Annotated in this window: 14 protein-coding genes; 5 read left to right on the forward strand and 9 right to left on the reverse strand. The window is 73.4% G+C overall.

Annotated elements, in window-relative coordinates; translation table 11 throughout:
- Window positions 1–8 precede the first annotated feature (8 nt).
- Window positions 9–1361, reverse strand: coding sequence for an MFS transporter (locus ABD080_RS00595; protein WP_137771092.1), 1353 nt, complete (start codon window positions 1359–1361; stop codon window positions 9–11).
- Window positions 1362–1482: 121 nt separating this feature from the next.
- Here ABD080_RS00595 and ABD080_RS00600 point away from each other — a divergent pair, with 121 nt between their 5' ends.
- Window positions 1483–2760: a hypothetical protein gene (locus ABD080_RS00600; RefSeq protein WP_343903306.1), complete on the forward strand. Its 1278-nt coding sequence runs from the start codon at window positions 1483–1485 to the stop codon at window positions 2758–2760.
- A gap of 56 nt (window positions 2761–2816) precedes the next feature.
- Here the strand turns inward: ABD080_RS00600 and clpB are convergent, their stop codons facing one another.
- On the reverse strand, window positions 2817–5546 hold the full coding sequence (gene clpB, locus ABD080_RS00605) for an ATP-dependent chaperone ClpB (protein ID WP_343903307.1): 2730 nt from the start codon (window positions 5544–5546) through the stop codon (window positions 2817–2819).
- Between the two features lie 280 nt (window positions 5547–5826).
- Here clpB and ABD080_RS00610 point away from each other — a divergent pair, with 280 nt between their 5' ends.
- Complete coding sequence (locus ABD080_RS00610) at window positions 5827–7248, forward strand: PrsW family intramembrane metalloprotease (protein WP_343903308.1); 1422 nt, start codon at window positions 5827–5829, stop codon at window positions 7246–7248.
- 16 nt (window positions 7249–7264) lie between these two features.
- On the opposite strand, the gene ABD080_RS00615 is transcribed toward ABD080_RS00610, so the two are convergent.
- The 4 genes from ABD080_RS00615 to ABD080_RS00630 form a co-directional block, all read right to left on the reverse strand.
- The gene (locus ABD080_RS00615; RefSeq protein ID WP_240811311.1) at window positions 7265–7696 is read right to left on the reverse strand and encodes an RNA-binding S4 domain-containing protein; all 432 of its coding nucleotides are present in this window, start codon (window positions 7694–7696) and stop codon (window positions 7265–7267) included.
- Window positions 7697–7779: 83 nt separating this feature from the next.
- Window positions 7780–9231, reverse strand: a complete 1452-nt coding sequence (locus ABD080_RS00620) for an amidase (RefSeq protein WP_137771097.1) — start codon at window positions 9229–9231, stop codon at window positions 7780–7782.
- On the reverse strand, window positions 9228–9731 hold the full coding sequence (locus tag ABD080_RS00625) for a low molecular weight protein-tyrosine-phosphatase (RefSeq protein ID WP_343903309.1): 504 nt from the start codon (window positions 9729–9731) through the stop codon (window positions 9228–9230). The genes ABD080_RS00620 and ABD080_RS00625 overlap by 4 nt, the downstream gene beginning before the upstream one ends.
- Window positions 9728–10069: a GNAT family N-acetyltransferase gene (locus tag ABD080_RS00630; protein ID WP_137771099.1), complete on the reverse strand. Its 342-nt coding sequence runs from the start codon at window positions 10067–10069 to the stop codon at window positions 9728–9730. Before ABD080_RS00630 ends, ABD080_RS00625 begins: the two co-directional genes overlap by 4 nt.
- A 24-nt stretch (window positions 10070–10093) precedes the next feature.
- On the opposite strand from ABD080_RS00630, the gene ABD080_RS00635 reads away from it, so the two are divergent.
- Window positions 10094–10459: a DUF952 domain-containing protein gene (locus ABD080_RS00635; RefSeq protein ID WP_137771100.1), complete on the forward strand. Its 366-nt coding sequence runs from the start codon at window positions 10094–10096 to the stop codon at window positions 10457–10459.
- Window positions 10460–10508: 49 nt separating this feature from the next.
- Window positions 10509–11135 carry an L-threonylcarbamoyladenylate synthase gene (locus ABD080_RS00640; protein ID WP_259360237.1) on the forward strand — a complete coding sequence of 209 codons (627 nt, stop codon included), beginning with the start codon at window positions 10509–10511 and terminating at the stop codon, window positions 11133–11135.
- Here ABD080_RS00640 and ABD080_RS00645 read toward each other — a convergent pair.
- The gene (locus tag ABD080_RS00645; protein ID WP_343903310.1) at window positions 11122–12486 is read right to left on the reverse strand and encodes an MFS transporter; all 1365 of its coding nucleotides are present in this window, start codon (window positions 12484–12486) and stop codon (window positions 11122–11124) included. The two genes, ABD080_RS00640 and ABD080_RS00645, sit on opposite strands and share 14 nt — an antisense overlap.
- 81 nt (window positions 12487–12567) lie before the next feature.
- Here ABD080_RS00645 and deoD point away from each other — a divergent pair, with 81 nt between their 5' ends.
- Window positions 12568–13290 (forward strand): purine-nucleoside phosphorylase, encoded by a 723-nt coding sequence (gene deoD, locus ABD080_RS00650; RefSeq protein ID WP_137771103.1) that lies wholly within the window; start codon window positions 12568–12570, stop codon window positions 13288–13290.
- A 74-nt stretch (window positions 13291–13364) separates the two neighbouring features.
- Here the strand turns inward: deoD and ABD080_RS00655 are convergent, their stop codons facing one another.
- Window positions 13365–13607, reverse strand: a complete 243-nt coding sequence (locus tag ABD080_RS00655) for a hypothetical protein (RefSeq protein ID WP_240811123.1) — start codon at window positions 13605–13607, stop codon at window positions 13365–13367.
- A gap of 77 nt (window positions 13608–13684) precedes the next feature.
- Window positions 13685–14440, reverse strand: a complete 756-nt coding sequence (locus tag ABD080_RS00660; protein WP_343903311.1) for a gamma-glutamyl-gamma-aminobutyrate hydrolase family protein — start codon at window positions 14438–14440, stop codon at window positions 13685–13687.
- Window positions 14441–14545: the final 105 nt, after the last annotated feature.

A 14545-nucleotide genomic window follows, 5' to 3' on the forward strand; every position in this document is an offset into this window, starting at 1 on the left:
CCGGCCTCTCAGGCCTCGCTGCTCGCCGCGGCGCTCCGCGCGGGGCCGACGGGCTCGGAGAGGTCCTTGCCCCGCGTCTCGCGCAGGGTGAGGATCGTCAGGCTCGAGACGAGGATCAGCACGATCGCGTAGACGCCGAAGAGGTGCTGATCACCGATCGCGGTGTTGAGGTACGGGGCGGTGCCGCCGAACAGGGCGATCGCGACCGCGTAGGGGATGCCGAAACCGCTCGTCCGGCGCGCGGTCGGGAACATCTCCGCGTACATCGCCGGGGCGTGGGAGAGGAAGCCGGCGATGAGCCCGAGCTGCACGCTGATCGCGACGACGAGCTGCCACATCTGCCCGCCCTCCACGAGCGAGACCATCGGCAGGTAGCAGATGCCGCTGCCCACGAGGGCGATGAGCGCGCAGGTCCTCCGGCCGATCCGGTCCGAGAGCGCGCCCCAGAGAGGCAGCACGAGCACGAGCACGACGTTGCCGATCACCGAGGCGCCGAAGGCCTGCTGGGCGCTGTACCCCAGGTTCTGGGAGGCGAGCGAGGCCATGGAGACGGACCAGATGTAGAAGACGACGGTGAGCCCCGCGGTCATGAGGATGACCTGGAGGCTCGTGCGCCAGTGCACGAACAGGCCCACGAGGACGTTCTCCCGGGGACCCGCGGTGCCGTCCTCGGCGCGGGAGGCCTCGAACACCTCGGACTCCTCCATCGAGCGGCGGATCCACAGCGCGACGAGGCCCAGCACGGCGCCGATCGCGAAGGGCACACGCCAGCCCCAGGCCGCCATCTGCTCCTCGGTGAGGGCCGTGCTGAGCGCGAGACCCAGCACGAGGCTCGCGAGAAGGCCGAGGGTGCCGGTCACGTAGATCGAGCTCGCCCAGAAGCCGCGGTGCTCGCGCGGGGCATGCTCGGCGAGATAGGTCTGCGCGGAGGGGAGCTCGCCGCCGTGAGCGAGGCCCTGGATCAGACGGGCCAGGAGCAGCAGGAAGGAGGCGAGCACGCCGACCGTGCCGTAGGTGGGCAGCACGGCGATGAGCAGGGACCCGATCGAGGCGGCGAGCACGGCGAGGGAGAGCGCGTGCTTGCGCCCCACCCGGTCGCCGATCCAGCCGAAGACGACGCCGCCGAAGGGCCGGGCGACGAAGCCGACGGCGAAGATCGCCATCGTGGAGAGGAAGGCGGAGGTGCGGTCGCTGCTGTCGAAGGCCTGCGCCGAGAAGTAGACGGCGAAGGACGCGTAGACGTTCCAGTCGTACCACTCCAGCGCGTTGCCGATCCCGGTGCCCAGCAGGGTCTTCGCCCGTGACTGGCGGGCGGGGGCCGGCGCGGGAGCAGGATGGTCGGGAGTGTGGGGGAAGGACATGCGCGCCACTGTAGGACCGCGGGGAGGCGCCCCGCAGAAATGGTTCCTCCCCAGGACACCGTCGTCCACAGTCCGGCCGGCCGCCCGGCGCGCGCCGCACCGCCGCGCCTAGGTTCGCCGCATGGACACCTTCTGGGGATGCGACCCCCTCGACATGGACGAGTACATCGAGAGCATCGACGAGCGGATCGAGCTCCTGCGGGACCTCATCGAACTGCTCCGCGGCGCCTCCGCCTCCGTCGACTGGACCGGGCCGGACGCCGCGGCGCACCGCTCGCGCACCACCGCGGTCACCGATGACCTGGGCGGCGCGTGCGATCTGCTCGCCGCGCGCCGGGCTCTGCTCGAGGGCCACCGCGACGCCCAGGAGCGTGCTTCCTCCGCCGAGGGCGGCGGGGATCCCTACGCGATGGTGCGGATGGACGCCTTCGAGGGTCTCCGGGACCTCGGCGGGCGCCTGCGACCGTCCACCGGTGCGGGGCTGCCCGACCCCGGTGACCTCGGCCCGTGGATCGGGGGCCCGCTCGGCCACCCGATCGGCCCCTCCGGGCCGGACGAGCCCTTCGACACCCACGAGACCCTCGACCGCTGGCGCGAGCGCGCCGGGGAGACCTTCGAGAAGATCCGCCCGCTGCTCGGCGGTCCTCTCGCCGCCCCGATCGACCCGACGCTCCCCTCACTGCCCCACGACCCCACCGACGGCCTGCCCGACCCGGTGCCCGCTCCGGTGCCGGAACGGGGCGCGGTGCAGGACGACACCCCGTTCGCCCTGGACCAGGACCGGATCACCGAGGCCTCCACGAACCGGAAGATCCTGTTCGGCCAGGTCCCCGGGCTGGGCGGTCTGCAGACGGCCGCGACGCTCACCGAGAGCAGCAGGGAGTTCCTCGACGGGGTCGAGTCCCGGATGGAGTCCGCGGGGCTGGGCGCCGCGACACCGATCGTCGGCCTCGCCCGGATCCCCCATGACCTTGCCGGCGTCGCCCTGGGCGAGGGATCCGTCTACGACACCGTCACGGGCGCCGTGGACCAGCAGTTCGCGAACGTCTCCCAGACCTCCGCGGAGATCTCCGAGTCCGTGGGCGAGGGCGACTGGGCCGGGGCGGCCCGTGCCAGCGAGCGCGGCATGCTGCGTCACCTCGGAGCGAGCGCGGATGCGCTCACAGCGAACCCGGTGCCCGCGCTCAGCGAGGCGATCGGCACCGTCGCCGGGCGCGGGGCCGATGTCATGGACATGGCCTCCCCCGGCAGCGGCGATGCGCTGCGGGAGGCGGGAGAGGCGATGCACGGCGCGGGCGAGGCCTGGCAGGCGAAGGTCGACGAGATCACCGACACCGAGAAGATCTACCGCTACCGGCTCGAGAACGCGCCGTTCCCGTGGGAGCGCCGCAGCGCCTGAGACGGCGGGAGGACCGGACAGGGTTCACCCGTCCGGCCCTCCCCGCGGGCACGAGCTCAGCGCAGTGCGGGATCCCCGGAGGCGTCCTCGGAGCCCGGAACGGTCGCCCCGTCGGAGGTCCCCCCGTCCTCGGGCGCTCCCCGGTCCTCGCCGTCCACGTCCTCCTCCGGGTGATCGCCCTCCAGGACGGACAGGGCGAGACCGTCGCCGTCCGGCGCCACGCGCACGGCGACCGTGGCGTCGTCGAGCACCTCACCGCGCAGGATCAGCCGTGCGAGCGCGTCGCCGATCTCCTTCTGCACCAGCCGCTTGAGCGGGCGCGCGCCGTACAGCGGATCGAAGCCCACGTCGGCCAGCCAGTGCGTCGCCGCCTCGTCGACGTCGAGCCGGATCCGACGGTCCGCGAGCCGCGCGCCGACCGCCTCGATCTGGAGGGAGACGATCCGCGAGAGCTCCTCGCGCTGCAGCGCGTCGAACATGACGACGTCGTCGAGACGGTTGAGGAACTCCGGCTTGAAGGACGCGCGGACCACCTGCATGACCCGCTCGTGCTTCTCGGCCTCCGGCAGCGACGTGTCCTGCAGCACGTGGGCGCCGAGGTTCGAGGTGAGGATGAGGATCGTGGAGCGGAAGTCCACGGTGCGCCCCTGGCCGTCGGTGAGCCGGCCGTCGTCGAGCACCTGCAGCAGGATGTCGAAGACGTCGGGGTGGGCCTTCTCGATCTCGTCGAGCAGGACCACCGAGTACGGCCGGCGCCGCACGGCCTCGGTGAGCTGCCCGCCCTCGTCGTAGCCGACGTACCCCGGAGGGGCGCCGACGAGACGGGAGACGGTGTGCTTCTCCCCGTACTCCGACATGTCGATGCGGATCATCGCCCGCTCGTCGTCGAAGAGGAACTCGGCGAGCGCCTTCGCGAGCTCGGTCTTGCCGACGCCCGTCGGCCCCAGGAACAGGAACGAGCCGGTCGGGCGGTTCGGATCGGCGATGCCCGCGCGGGCACGGCGTACCGCGTCGGAGACCTCGGCCACGGCGCGCCGCTGACCGATCAGCCGCTCGCCGATGATGTCCTCCATCTCGAGCAGCTTCTGCGTCTCGGACTGCAGCAGGCGACCGGCCGGGATGCCCGTCCACGTGCCCACCACCTCGGCGATGTCATCGGGACCCACGTGGTCGGCCACGAGCGGTCGCTCGTCGCCCACCTCCCCCGCGGCCTCGGACTCCTCCGCCTCCCGCAGCTGGGTCTTCAGCGCGGGGATGTCGCCGTAGAGGATCTTCGAGGCGGCGGTGAGGTCGCCCTCGCGCTGGGCGCGGTCCGCCTGCATCCGCAGCTGCTCGAGCTGGGCCTTGAGCTCGCCGACCTGGTTCAGCCCGGCCTTCTCCCGCTCCCAGCGGGCGGAGAGCGCGGTCATCCGCTCGGTGCGGTCCGCAAGCTGACCGCGCACGGAGTCGAGGCGGGCGATGCTGCCCGGGTCCTCGCTGCCCTGGAGGGCCATCTCCTCCATCCGCAGGCGATCGACCTGACGGCGCAGGATGTCCAGCTCCTCCGGGGAGGAGTCGAGCTCCATGCGCTGGCGGGACGCGGCCTCGTCGACGAGGTCGATGGCCTTGTCGGGGAGCTGGCGCCCGGAGATGTAGCGGTCCGAGAGCGTCGCGGCGGCGACCAGCGCGGCGTCGGTGATCGAGACCTTGTGGTGCGCCTCGTACTTGTCCTTGAGGCCGCGCAGGATCGTGATGGTGTCCTCGACGCTGGGCTCGCCCACGAACACCTGCTGGAAGCGGCGCTCGAGGGCCGGGTCCTTCTCGATGTTCTCGCGGTACTCGTCCAGGGTGGTCGCGCCGACCATCCGCAGCTCGCCGCGGGCGAGCATGGGCTTGAGCATGTTGCCGGCGTCCATCGCCCCGTCGCCGGTGCCGCCCGCGCCCACGACGGTGTGCAGCTCGTCGATGAAGGTGATGATCTGGCCGTTGCTCGTGCGGATCTCGTCGAGGACGGCCTTCATGCGCTCCTCGAACTCGCCGCGGTACTTGGACCCGGCGACCATCGAGGAGAGGTCCAGGGAGATCAGGCGCTTGCCGCGGAGCGAGTCCGGGACGTCGCCCGCGACGATGCGCTGCGCGAGGCCCTCGACGACGGCGGTCTTGCCGACGCCGGGCTCGCCGATGAGCACCGGGTTGTTCTTGGTGCGGCGGCTGAGCACCTGGACGACGCGGCGGATCTCGGTGTCGCGCCCGATGACGGGGTCCAGTCGGCCCTCGCGGGCCTGCTCGGTGAGGTCGAGGCCGAACTTCTCGAGGCTCTGGAAGGTGCTTTCGGGGTTCTGGGAATCGGGGGTGCTCATACGATCCTCTCCGGAGGTGAGTCGGGTGACGGCATCGCGCAGGGCGGCGGGGCCCGCGCCGGCCGCCTGGAGGAGGCGGGCGGCGGCGTCCGTGCCGAGCGCGATGCCGATCAGGAGGTGCTCGGTGGACAGGTAGGTGCGGCCGGCGGCGTCGGCCTCGCGGCGTGCGGCCTCGAGGGCGTCATAGCCGGCGCCGACGAAGGTCGGATGGCCGGCGCCGTCGCCGCTGACCCGGGGCAGCTGTCCGATCGCGGTCGCGACCTGCTCGAGGACGGCGGCCGGATCGGCACCGGCCTCGATGAGGGCGGCACGGCCGATGCCGTCCGCCTGGCCGAGCAGCGCCTGCAGCAGGTGCAGGGAGCTGACCTGGGGGTTGCCGAGCTCTGCGGCGTGCTGGGCGGCGGCGGTGATCGCTTCCTGCGATCGGGTGGTGAACTGGAACTCCATGGCGCTCCTTCCAAGCTGTGCGGGGGACATGAAGTGCAACGGGTACAGAGTTGAGTCTATTCCGCTCAAGGTGCGGGAGTGTCGGGACGGGGCTTCCCTCCGACCCGACACTCCCGCACGACCCCCTCACTGTGGCGACCGTCACCGATAGCATCGCATCCAGACCGTCCCGCCGGGGAGAGGAGGGAACCATCGGTTCCACCGTTCTCCCCTCCCCCGCACCGCCCGCGGGCGACGCGCACCGCCGTCGTCCCTCCCCGATCCCGAAGGCGCTCCTCCCATGACCCAGCCGCCGTCCGCCCATCCGGGGCCGCCGCCCCCGGGTCGCCCCCAGCAGCCCACCAGCCGGCCCCGTCCCGGCGCAGGCTCCCCCGCCGCGGGTGCGCCGGGGTTCCAGGCGCAGCCCCCGTACGTCGACTACGGCATCCCCCGCTCCTACGACACCTCCGTGCGACCCTCCTCGGGCCTCACCGCGGCCCGCTACGCCCCCGCGCAGATCCAGCGCCCCGTCCAGCCGCAGCCGCAGTCGGCCTGGGCGACCCAGACCCGCCGGGTGCAGGAGGTCGGTCGCGAGGCGGAGCCGGTCCCCCGCGTCACCGTCCTCACCTGGATCGCCCTGGCCGTCCTCGGCATCGGCCTGCTCCTCGTGCTCGGCTTCTTCTTCGTCTACCTCACGCTGTCGTACTCCTCGAGCCCCGTCTGGTGGCCCGTCATGGGCTTCCTCGCGTTCCTCTCCCTCGTCGTGATCGTCGGGATCATCCTGCTCGCGGATCGCTGGGACCCGCAGCCGATCCCGCTGCTGCTCATCGCGGTGATGTGGGGTGCCGCCATCGCGAGCTTCGTGAGCTTCTGGGTGAACACCCTGGGCTCGGTCCTCGTCTGGCGGATCACGGGCAGCGAGGCGGTCACGAGCTTCTTCGGCCCCGTCATCAGCGCCCCAATCGTCGAGGAGACCACGAAGGGCCTCGGGCTCCTGGTCCTCATGCTGCTCGCCCGGCGCTACTTCAACGGGCCGCTGGACGGCCTCATCTACGGCGCGCTGATCGGCGGCGGCTTCGCCTTCACCGAGAACATCCTGTACTACGCGAACGGCTTCGATCAGATGGGCCTGGGCGGTGTCGCCGTGCTGGTCGTCATGCGCGGCGCGCTGAACATCTTCGGCCACGCCATCTACACCTCGCTGACGGGCCTGATCATGGGCTTCGTCGCCCGCAAGTGGGGCACGATCTCGGGCCTGCTCGTGTTCGTGGTCGCCGTGATCCCGGGGATGCTGCTGCACGCCGGATGGAACCTCACCGCCTCCCTCGCCGGCGGCTGGACCGTCACGATCATCATGTTCGCGCTCGAGGCCCTGCTGTCCCTGCTGTGGCTGTGCCTGATCGGCGTGCTGGTCTGGGACGAGGCGCGCCTCACCCGGGTGCGCCTGGGCGACTACGCGAACACCGGCTGGCTCACCCACGAGGAGGTCACGATGCTCGCCACCTGGAAGGGGCGCCGTGAGGGGCGTGCCTGGGCGAAGCAGATCGGCGCGAAGCCGCTCATGAAGCGGTTCATCCGGGAGAGCGCGGATCTCGCCTCCGTGCGCCAGCGGCTCCTGGCCGACGGCGCGAACCCCAAGGTCGTCGCCCTCGAGGCGGGTCTGCTGGGTCGTCTCTCGACCAACCGCCAGCAGCTGTTCGCCGCGAGCGGCCAGCCGCGCTGAGCCGGTCCGGTCGGGTTCAGCGCCCGGCGCGGTCCTCGGGCAGGTCCTCGTCGTGCTCGGCGCCGGGCAGGTCCCGGCCGCGCAGCCGGTCCAGCGCGCGCCGCTCCCGCTTGGTGGGGCGTCCCGCGCCGCGGTCCCGTCGCGGCGGGGCGCCGAAGAGCTGCGGCGGCGGCTCCGGGCTGTGGTCCTCGTAGGCGGTGCGCGCGACGGGCGCGCCCACCCGCTTCCCGAGCAGCTGCGTGACCACGACGATGCGCTCGCGCCCCGGGGAGCGCAGGCGCAGCTCGTCCCCCACCGCGATCCTCTGGCTCGCCTTGGTGGGCTCGCCGTTGCGCCGCACGTGGCCCGCGCGGCAGGCGGCGGTGGCCGCGGAGCGGGTGGGGTACAGCCTCACGCTCCACAGCCAGGTGTCCAGGCGCACCGCGGCGACGGTGGGAGCGGGGCGCACGGGTGCGGGCGCCGGCGCGCCGGGCCCTGCCGACGCCTCCGCGCCTGATGTCGTGCCCGCCGCAGCGGCCTCCTCGGCCCCGCTCATGCGCCGGCCCCGCCCCGGGAGGCGTCCGCGGCGCGCAGCGGCCACGGGTCGTGCTGCTCGATCTGGGCGGCGACCTGCAGCAGCAGGGCCTCGGCGCCGGGACCGGTGCCGCCCAGCTGGACGCCGAAGGGCAGCAGCACGCCATCGACCTCCTCCCGGTGCGCGGGGATCGCGATCGCCGCGGCGCCGGTCATGTTCCAGGTGCTCGTCCACGGTGTGAAGGCGCACTGCGCGTCGAAGTCCGCGGCGCCGTCGTCGAGCTGGAGGGTCTCCGGGCGGGCGGGCGGGCCCGCGAGCCCCGGGGTGAGGACGAGGTCCAGATCCGCGAAGGCCTCCCCCGTGCGTCGTGCGAGCGCCTGCACGCCGGAGATCGCCGTGAGCAGGTCCGTCCCGCTGTACCCGCGTCCCTGCTCGCGCAGCCAGCGGGTGAGCGTCAGCAGCTCGCCCTCGCGCTCCGGGGGCACGGGGATCGTCGCGGCGCCCACCGTCCACAGAGGCATGAAGCTGCGCCATTCCTGCGGGGTGAAGGGGGCGGGGACCGGCACGGGGTGGTGTCCGAGGTCGCGCAGCAGCGCGACCGTGCGCTCCACGGCGCGCAGGGCGGCGGGGTGGACGTCGACCTCGGCGGCGAGGGGCGTCGTGAGCACGCCGATCCGGAGCCCCTCGGGCGCCGGGGCCTCGCAGGCGGAGAGGTAGCCGCCGGGCAGGAGCGGCGCCGGCTGGGCGTCGCCGGGACGGGGCCCGGCGATGAGGTCGAGGCCGGCCGCGGCGTCGCGCACGGTGGTGGCGAGCATGCCGTCGGCGACGAGCCCGGCGCCCTCGGTGCCGAAGGGACCTGTCGAGACGAGACCGCGGGAGGGCTTGATCCCGACGAGGCCGCAGCAGGCCGCAGGGATCCTCACGGACCCGCCGCCGTCGGATCCGTGGGCGAGGTCGACGACCCCGCTCGCGACCGCGGCACCGGCCCCGCCGCTCGATCCGCCGGCCGTGCGCCGCACGTCCCAGGGAGTGCGGGCCGGGGCACCGGTCGCGGGCTCCGTGTACGCGGGCATGCCGAACTCGGGCGTGGTGGTCTTGCCGATCGTCACCGTGCCGGCGTCGAGGATCCGTGCGGCGACGCCGTCGGTGACCTCCGCGATCGTGCCGCGCAGCGCGGTGCTCCCGGCCTCGAAGGGCTGGCCGGCGATGCGGGTGAGGTCCTTGACGGGCAGCGGGACGCCGAGCAGGGGCCGGCGGCGGGCGAGGTCCTCGAGACGCCCGGCGCGGCGGGCGTCCTCGAGCTCGTGCTGGGCCCGTTCGGCCTGCTCCCGGCTGAGCTCGTCGAGGACGTGGGCGAAGGCGCCGACGGCGGCTCCGCGGGTCGCAGCCGCGGCGAGGGCCTGCTCGGTCACCTCCCGGGCGTCGAGGTCCCCGGCGCGCAGCGCGGCGGCGGTCCCGAGGGCGCTCATGAGGCGGTGCCGTGCCCGCCCGCGGCGAGGGCGCCGCGCACGTGCTCCACGAGCCCCGGGAGGGCCGCGTCCACCTGCGTGTAGGTGGTCTCGAAGTCCTCGTCGCCGCCGTACCAGGGGTCGCGGATGCCGAGGTCCTCCCCGGCCTGCGGGTCGAAGGAGCGCAGCATGCGGATACGCTCGCCGAGCCGTTCGCCGGCGAGGCGCTCGAGGGGTCGGACGTGGTCATGGTCCAGGGCGAGGACGAGGTCCGCCCGGGACAGCTCCTCGCGGGTCACGGCGCGGGCGCGGTGCGCGGAGGGGTCCATGCCGTGCTCGCGCAGGAGGGCCCCGGCGCGGGGGTCCACGGGGTTGCCCTCCTCGTAGGAGGTGGTCCCGGCGCTCGCGACGTCGACGCGGTCGCCGAGGCCGGCCTCCTCGAGGGCGGCGAGCAGCTGGAACTCGGCCATCGGCGACCGGCAGATGTTGCCGGTGCAGACGGTGAGGATGCGATAGGTCACCGGGGGTCCTTCCCCTCCTCGGGGACGTCGGCGAGGAGGTCGTGGTGCTCAGGATGCCGTTCGAGCCAGGCGCGGGCGAACCAGCAGGTGGCGGTGAGACGCAGGCCGCGCTCGCGGGAGTCCTGGACGGCGGCGCGGACGAGCGCGGAGCCGATCCCCTGCCCGCCGTGCTCCGCGGAGACCACCGTGGAGCGCAGGTCGCGGACGCCCTCGCGGAGCGGGTCCGGCCCGTAGGCGAGCACGCCGACGACGCCGTCGCCGGCGAGCGCCTCGAAGCGATCGCGATCCTCGTCGTGGACCAGCCGCACGTGCGGGGGTCCGCCGGGCTTCTCGTGCATGCACGGAACGCTACACTGCCCCTCATGCCCTCGCCCCTGATCTGGCACATCACCGAGCTGGCCGCCTGGGAGGCGGCCGTCCGGGAGGGCACCTACACCTGCTCCACCCGGGGTCGCGATCTCACCGAGGTGGGATTCCTGCACGCCTGCTGGCCCGAGCAGGTCTCGATGGTCGCCAAGCGCGTGTACCCGGACCGTCCTGCCGACCTCGTGATCCTCGAGATCGACGTCGCGCGCGTCGAGGCGACAGGCGTCGCCGTGGACATCGAGGCGGATCGGGACGGCCGCGGCCGCGGCTACCCGCACATCAACGGACCGCTCCCGATCGGCGCCGTGCAGCGGCTGCGCCGCACGAAGTGGATCGGCCGCGAGTTCGTCGTCGTCGCCTGATTGATGTGCGGATGCCGCCGTCGCGGCGCTCGCGGACGTAGCATCGAGCATGGCTCCCTCGGCTCGCTACCTCGACATCCATCCCGTGGACCCGCAGGCGCGGAACATCGACCAGGCCGTGCGCGTGCTGCGTGACGGCGGTCTCATCGCCTATCCCACGGACTCCTGCTACGCGCTGGGCTGCACGCTCGACTCCCCGGAGGGGCTCGAGCGGATCCGCCGCATCCGCCAGGTGGGCAAGGACCACCACTTCACGCTCGTGTGCGCGGACTTCGCGCAGCTGGGTCAGTTCGTCATCGTCTCGAACCCCGTGTTCCGCCTGGTGAAGAACGCGACGCCGGGCCCGTACACCTTCATCCTGCCGGCCACCAAGGAGGTGCCGCGGCGGATGTCCCACCCCAAGAAGCACACGGTGGGCGTGCGCATCCCCGATCACCGTGTGGCCCATGCGCTCGTCGAGGCGCTCGGCGAGCCGATCGTCTCCTCGACGCTGCTGCTGCCGGGCCAGGAGGACCCGCCGGCGGAAGGCTGGGTGGTGCAGGACCTGCTGGACAACCAGGTGGACGTCATCATCGACTCGGGTGAGGTGGGCATCGAGCCGACGACCGTCGTGGACCTCTCCTCCGGGGAGCTCGTGATCGCCCGGGAGGGCGCGGGGGACGTCAGCCGGTTCTGACGCTCCCCTCCTCCACGCCGCGGTCCCGCCCCGCGAGGGCGCCGGAGACCACGAGAATCCCCAGCGCGTAGAGCGGCACGAGCCACAGGGCGTGACGCAGGGTCAGGGCGTCGGCGAGCGCGCCGATGATCGGCGGGGAGACGAAGAACCCGAGCCGGGCGAGCCAGCCGACCACGGTCATGCCCACTCCGTGGGGGACGCCGGGGACCTCGTCCGCCGCGCGGTACACGGCGGGGAACAGCGTCGCGACGCCCCAGCCGGCGAGGGCGAAGCCGATCACGGCGGTCACGGGGCTCGGCACGAGCAGCGCGAAGGACATGCCGGCGGCGGAGACGAGCGCGCCGATCCGGGCGGTGGTCCGGTCGCCGAGCCGGTCGACGACCGCGTCCCCGGTGAAGCGTCCGACGGTCTGCGCCCCCTGGAGGGCCACGAAGGCCATGCCCGCGACGAAGGGGCCGACGGCGTAGGTCGAGGTCATGAACAGGGCGCCCCAGGTGTTGCCGGCGTCCTCGGTGGAGCCGGCGAAGACGAGCAGCATGCCGAGGGCGAGCACGAGTCCGAGCGCGCGCGGCGCCATGCCCGCGATCCGCAGGCCGGAGGGGGCCGGGTCCGCGGGGACCTCGGCGGCGGAGGCGGCCGACGGCGCCGCCTGGGCGGTGGCCCCGCCGGAGGCGGCCGACGGCGCCGCCTGGGCGGTGGCCCCGCCGGGGGCGGCCTGCTCCCTCTCGAGGGTGTCGTGCCCGGGGAGCATGCCGCGCAGGGCGAGCAGCGCCAGCGCGCCGAAGACCACGAGGCCGAGCACGCCCTGTCCCCAGGTCGGCAGGGCGATCTGGGCTGCGAGGGAGCCGAGGAGGCCGCCGGTGACCGCGCCGAGCGACCACCAGCCGTGGTAGCTGTTCATGATCGAGCGGCGGTAGCGGCGCTCGACGCGCATGCCGTGGGAGTTCATGGCGACGTCGGTGACGGCGTCGGCCGCCGCGGCGAGGAACAGCGAGAGGGCGAGCCACAGCCAGGATCCGGAGACGTACACGGCGAGGTGCACGGTCGAGGCGACCACCTGGGCGGCGACGCTCACCCGCGCGGAGCCGAACCGGGTCATCAGGGCGGCGACGGTGAGGCCCGCGGTGAGCCCTCCGAGGGGGCCGAGCCCGACGGCGAGCCCGAAGGCGGCATTGCTGAGCCCGATGTGCTCGACCAGCTCGGGGTAGCGGGGCAGGATCGCGCAGAACGAGGCGCCGTTGAGGAAGAAGAGCAGCGAGACCGCCCAGCGGGCGCGGCGGGCGTCCGCGGCGACGCCGGGCGAGGGCGTGGCGGGCCGGGCATCGCCGGGCTGCGGGGAGTGAGCGTTCACGGGGCACCATTGTGCTGCCCTCGTGCCCCGGGCGACAGCGCGCCGCGCCGCCCGGGCGCCGCGCGACCGTACGCTGGCGGCATGTCGACCCATATCGGAGCCGCTCCGGACCAGATCGCCCCTGCCGTGCTCATGCCCGGCGACCCCTACCGCGCGCGGTGGATCGCCGAGACCTTCCTCGAGGACCCCGTCCAGTACAACGACGTGCGCGGCATGCTCGGGTACACCGGCACCTACGCGGGGGTCCGCGTCTCCGCGCAGGGCTCCGGCATGGGCCAGCCCTCGCTCGCCATCTACGCCCACGAGCTGTTCAGCGACTACGACGTCGAGACCATCATCCGGGTGGGCACCTGCGGCGGTCTCTCGGAGCGGGTCGGCGTGCGGGACGTGGTGCTCGGCGTCGCGGCCTCCACGGACTCCGCCATGAACCGGGCCCGGTTCGGGGACGTCACCTTCGCCCCGGCCGCGGACTTCGAGCTGGCGCGGATCGCGGCCTCCGTCGGCGAGGAGCGGCTGCTGCCGGTCGTCGCGGGCGGGCTGTTCTCCGCGGACCAGTTCTACTCCCCCGCCCCCGAGGTCACGAGCACGCTCGCCGGCTACGGCGTGCTCGGCATCGAGATGGAGGCGGCGGCCCTGTACACGCTCGCGGCGCAGTTCGGTCGGCGGGCGCTGGCCTTGTGCACGGTCTCCGACCACCTCGTCACGGGCGAGGAGACGAGCGCCCAGGAGCGCCAGGAGACCTTCGAGGACATGGTCGTGATGGCGCTCGAGACGATCGTCCGGATGGACGGGCGATCCTCATGACCCGATGATCCCGGGACGCGGACGGGCCCGGCACCTCGCGGTGCCGGGCCCGTGTCGTCGCGGGGCGCTCCTCGTCAGACGAGGAAGCGCGGGACCGTGTCGAAGGTGAGGTACAGCGAGAGCAACACCATCGCGAGACCCACGATGAAGGTCACAGGGGTGAACAGGCTCAGCACGTACAGCCCGCCCGCGAAGAGGACGAACAGCAGCGCGAACAGCACGATCGACAGGACGGTGCTGTTGCCCTCCGACGTGGTGGCCGGTTCGACGGTCTCGACGTGATCGCCCTTGGCGACGATGGCCTGCTCAGTGCTCATGCTCTGCTTCCTCCGCTCCTCCCGGGCGCGCCGGCCGTCCCGGGTTCGGGACGGGGCGCAGACGGTCGTGGCCCATCCTAGACCAGCGCCGACGGTGCCGCGGACCGGCCCGCCGTGCGCAACGCCGTGACGAGCGCCGCGAACAGGCCCTCCCCAGGTCCGTGCCCGCTCTCGAGCTCGGGGTGCCACTGCACCGCGATGACGGGGCTGCCGGCGACGGCCTCGACGGCGAGCGGGAGGCCGCTCGCGTGGCGGGCCACGACACGCAGCGAGGAGGGCACCTCGCGCACGCCCTGATGGTGGAAGGCGGTGACCTCGGCGCGGGTGCCGACGGCGAGCGCGGTGTCGCTGTCCGCGTCGACCTCCGCGGTCACGGGCGTCGGGACGATGCCCGTGAGCGGATGCGCGGGGAGGTCCACGGGGAGATGACGGTGGAGGTCGCCGCCCTCGGCGACGACGACGAGCTGCAGGCCCCGGCAGACGCCGAGCACGGGCACCCCGGTACGGCGCGCGGCACGGTACAGCGCGGTCTCGAAGGCGTCGCGCGCCGGGTCCGCCGCCATGTCCGTCTCCCGCGGAGCCTCGCCCAGGAGCGCGGGGTCCAGATCGGTGCCGCCGGTGAGGACGAGGCCGTCGAGGTCCTGGACCTCCTCGTCCGTCCACTCGTCCTGCGGGGCGATGATCACGGCACGGGCGCCGGCCTCACGGATCGCGCGGACGTAGTGCGCGGTGAGGGTCACGGCCTCGTGCCCCTCCCACGCGCCGGACATCATGCGGCCGGTCCCTGCGGTCACGCCGATGAGCGGGCGACGGGTGGTGGGGCGCTGCGCCATGAGTGGTCCTTTCCGCGGGCAGGGTGGCCGCCGTGCGGCGACAGGACCATGTCACCCCATCGCGCGCACCCGCGGCGACATCTGTGGCCGAATGTGACGGCGACC

Origin of the sequence: Brachybacterium rhamnosum (assembly GCF_039526185.1) — a bacterium.
Taxonomy (GTDB): domain Bacteria; phylum Actinomycetota; class Actinomycetes; order Actinomycetales; family Dermabacteraceae; genus Brachybacterium; species Brachybacterium rhamnosum.

What these genes read in the sequence shown, in the direction of transcription:
- ABD080_RS00660 (WP_343903311.1), bottom strand. Translation starts at nt 14,440, where the DNA reads ATGGCGCAGCGCCCCACCACCCGTCGCCCGCTCATCGGCGTGACCGCA.
- clpB (WP_343903307.1), bottom strand. Translation starts at nt 5,546, where the DNA reads ATGGAGTTCCAGTTCACCACCCGATCGCAGGAAGCGATCACCGCCGCC.
- deoD (WP_137771103.1), top strand. Translation starts at nt 12,568, where the DNA reads ATGTCGACCCATATCGGAGCCGCTCCGGACCAGATCGCCCCTGCCGTG.
- ABD080_RS00600 (WP_343903306.1), top strand. Translation starts at nt 1,483, where the DNA reads ATGGACACCTTCTGGGGATGCGACCCCCTCGACATGGACGAGTACATC.
- ABD080_RS00640 (WP_259360237.1), top strand. Translation starts at nt 10,509, where the DNA reads ATGGCTCCCTCGGCTCGCTACCTCGACATCCATCCCGTGGACCCGCAG.
- ABD080_RS00620 (WP_137771097.1), bottom strand. Translation starts at nt 9,231, where the DNA reads ATGAGCGCCCTCGGGACCGCCGCCGCGCTGCGCGCCGGGGACCTCGAC.
- ABD080_RS00595 (WP_137771092.1), bottom strand. Translation starts at nt 1,361, where the DNA reads ATGTCCTTCCCCCACACTCCCGACCATCCTGCTCCCGCGCCGGCCCCC.
- ABD080_RS00610 (WP_343903308.1), top strand. Translation starts at nt 5,827, where the DNA reads ATGACCCAGCCGCCGTCCGCCCATCCGGGGCCGCCGCCCCCGGGTCGC.
- ABD080_RS00630 (WP_137771099.1), bottom strand. Translation starts at nt 10,069, where the DNA reads ATGCACGAGAAGCCCGGCGGACCCCCGCACGTGCGGCTGGTCCACGAC.
- ABD080_RS00635 (WP_137771100.1), top strand. Translation starts at nt 10,094, where the DNA reads ATGCCCTCGCCCCTGATCTGGCACATCACCGAGCTGGCCGCCTGGGAG.
- ABD080_RS00655 (WP_240811123.1), bottom strand. Translation starts at nt 13,607, where the DNA reads ATGAGCACTGAGCAGGCCATCGTCGCCAAGGGCGATCACGTCGAGACC.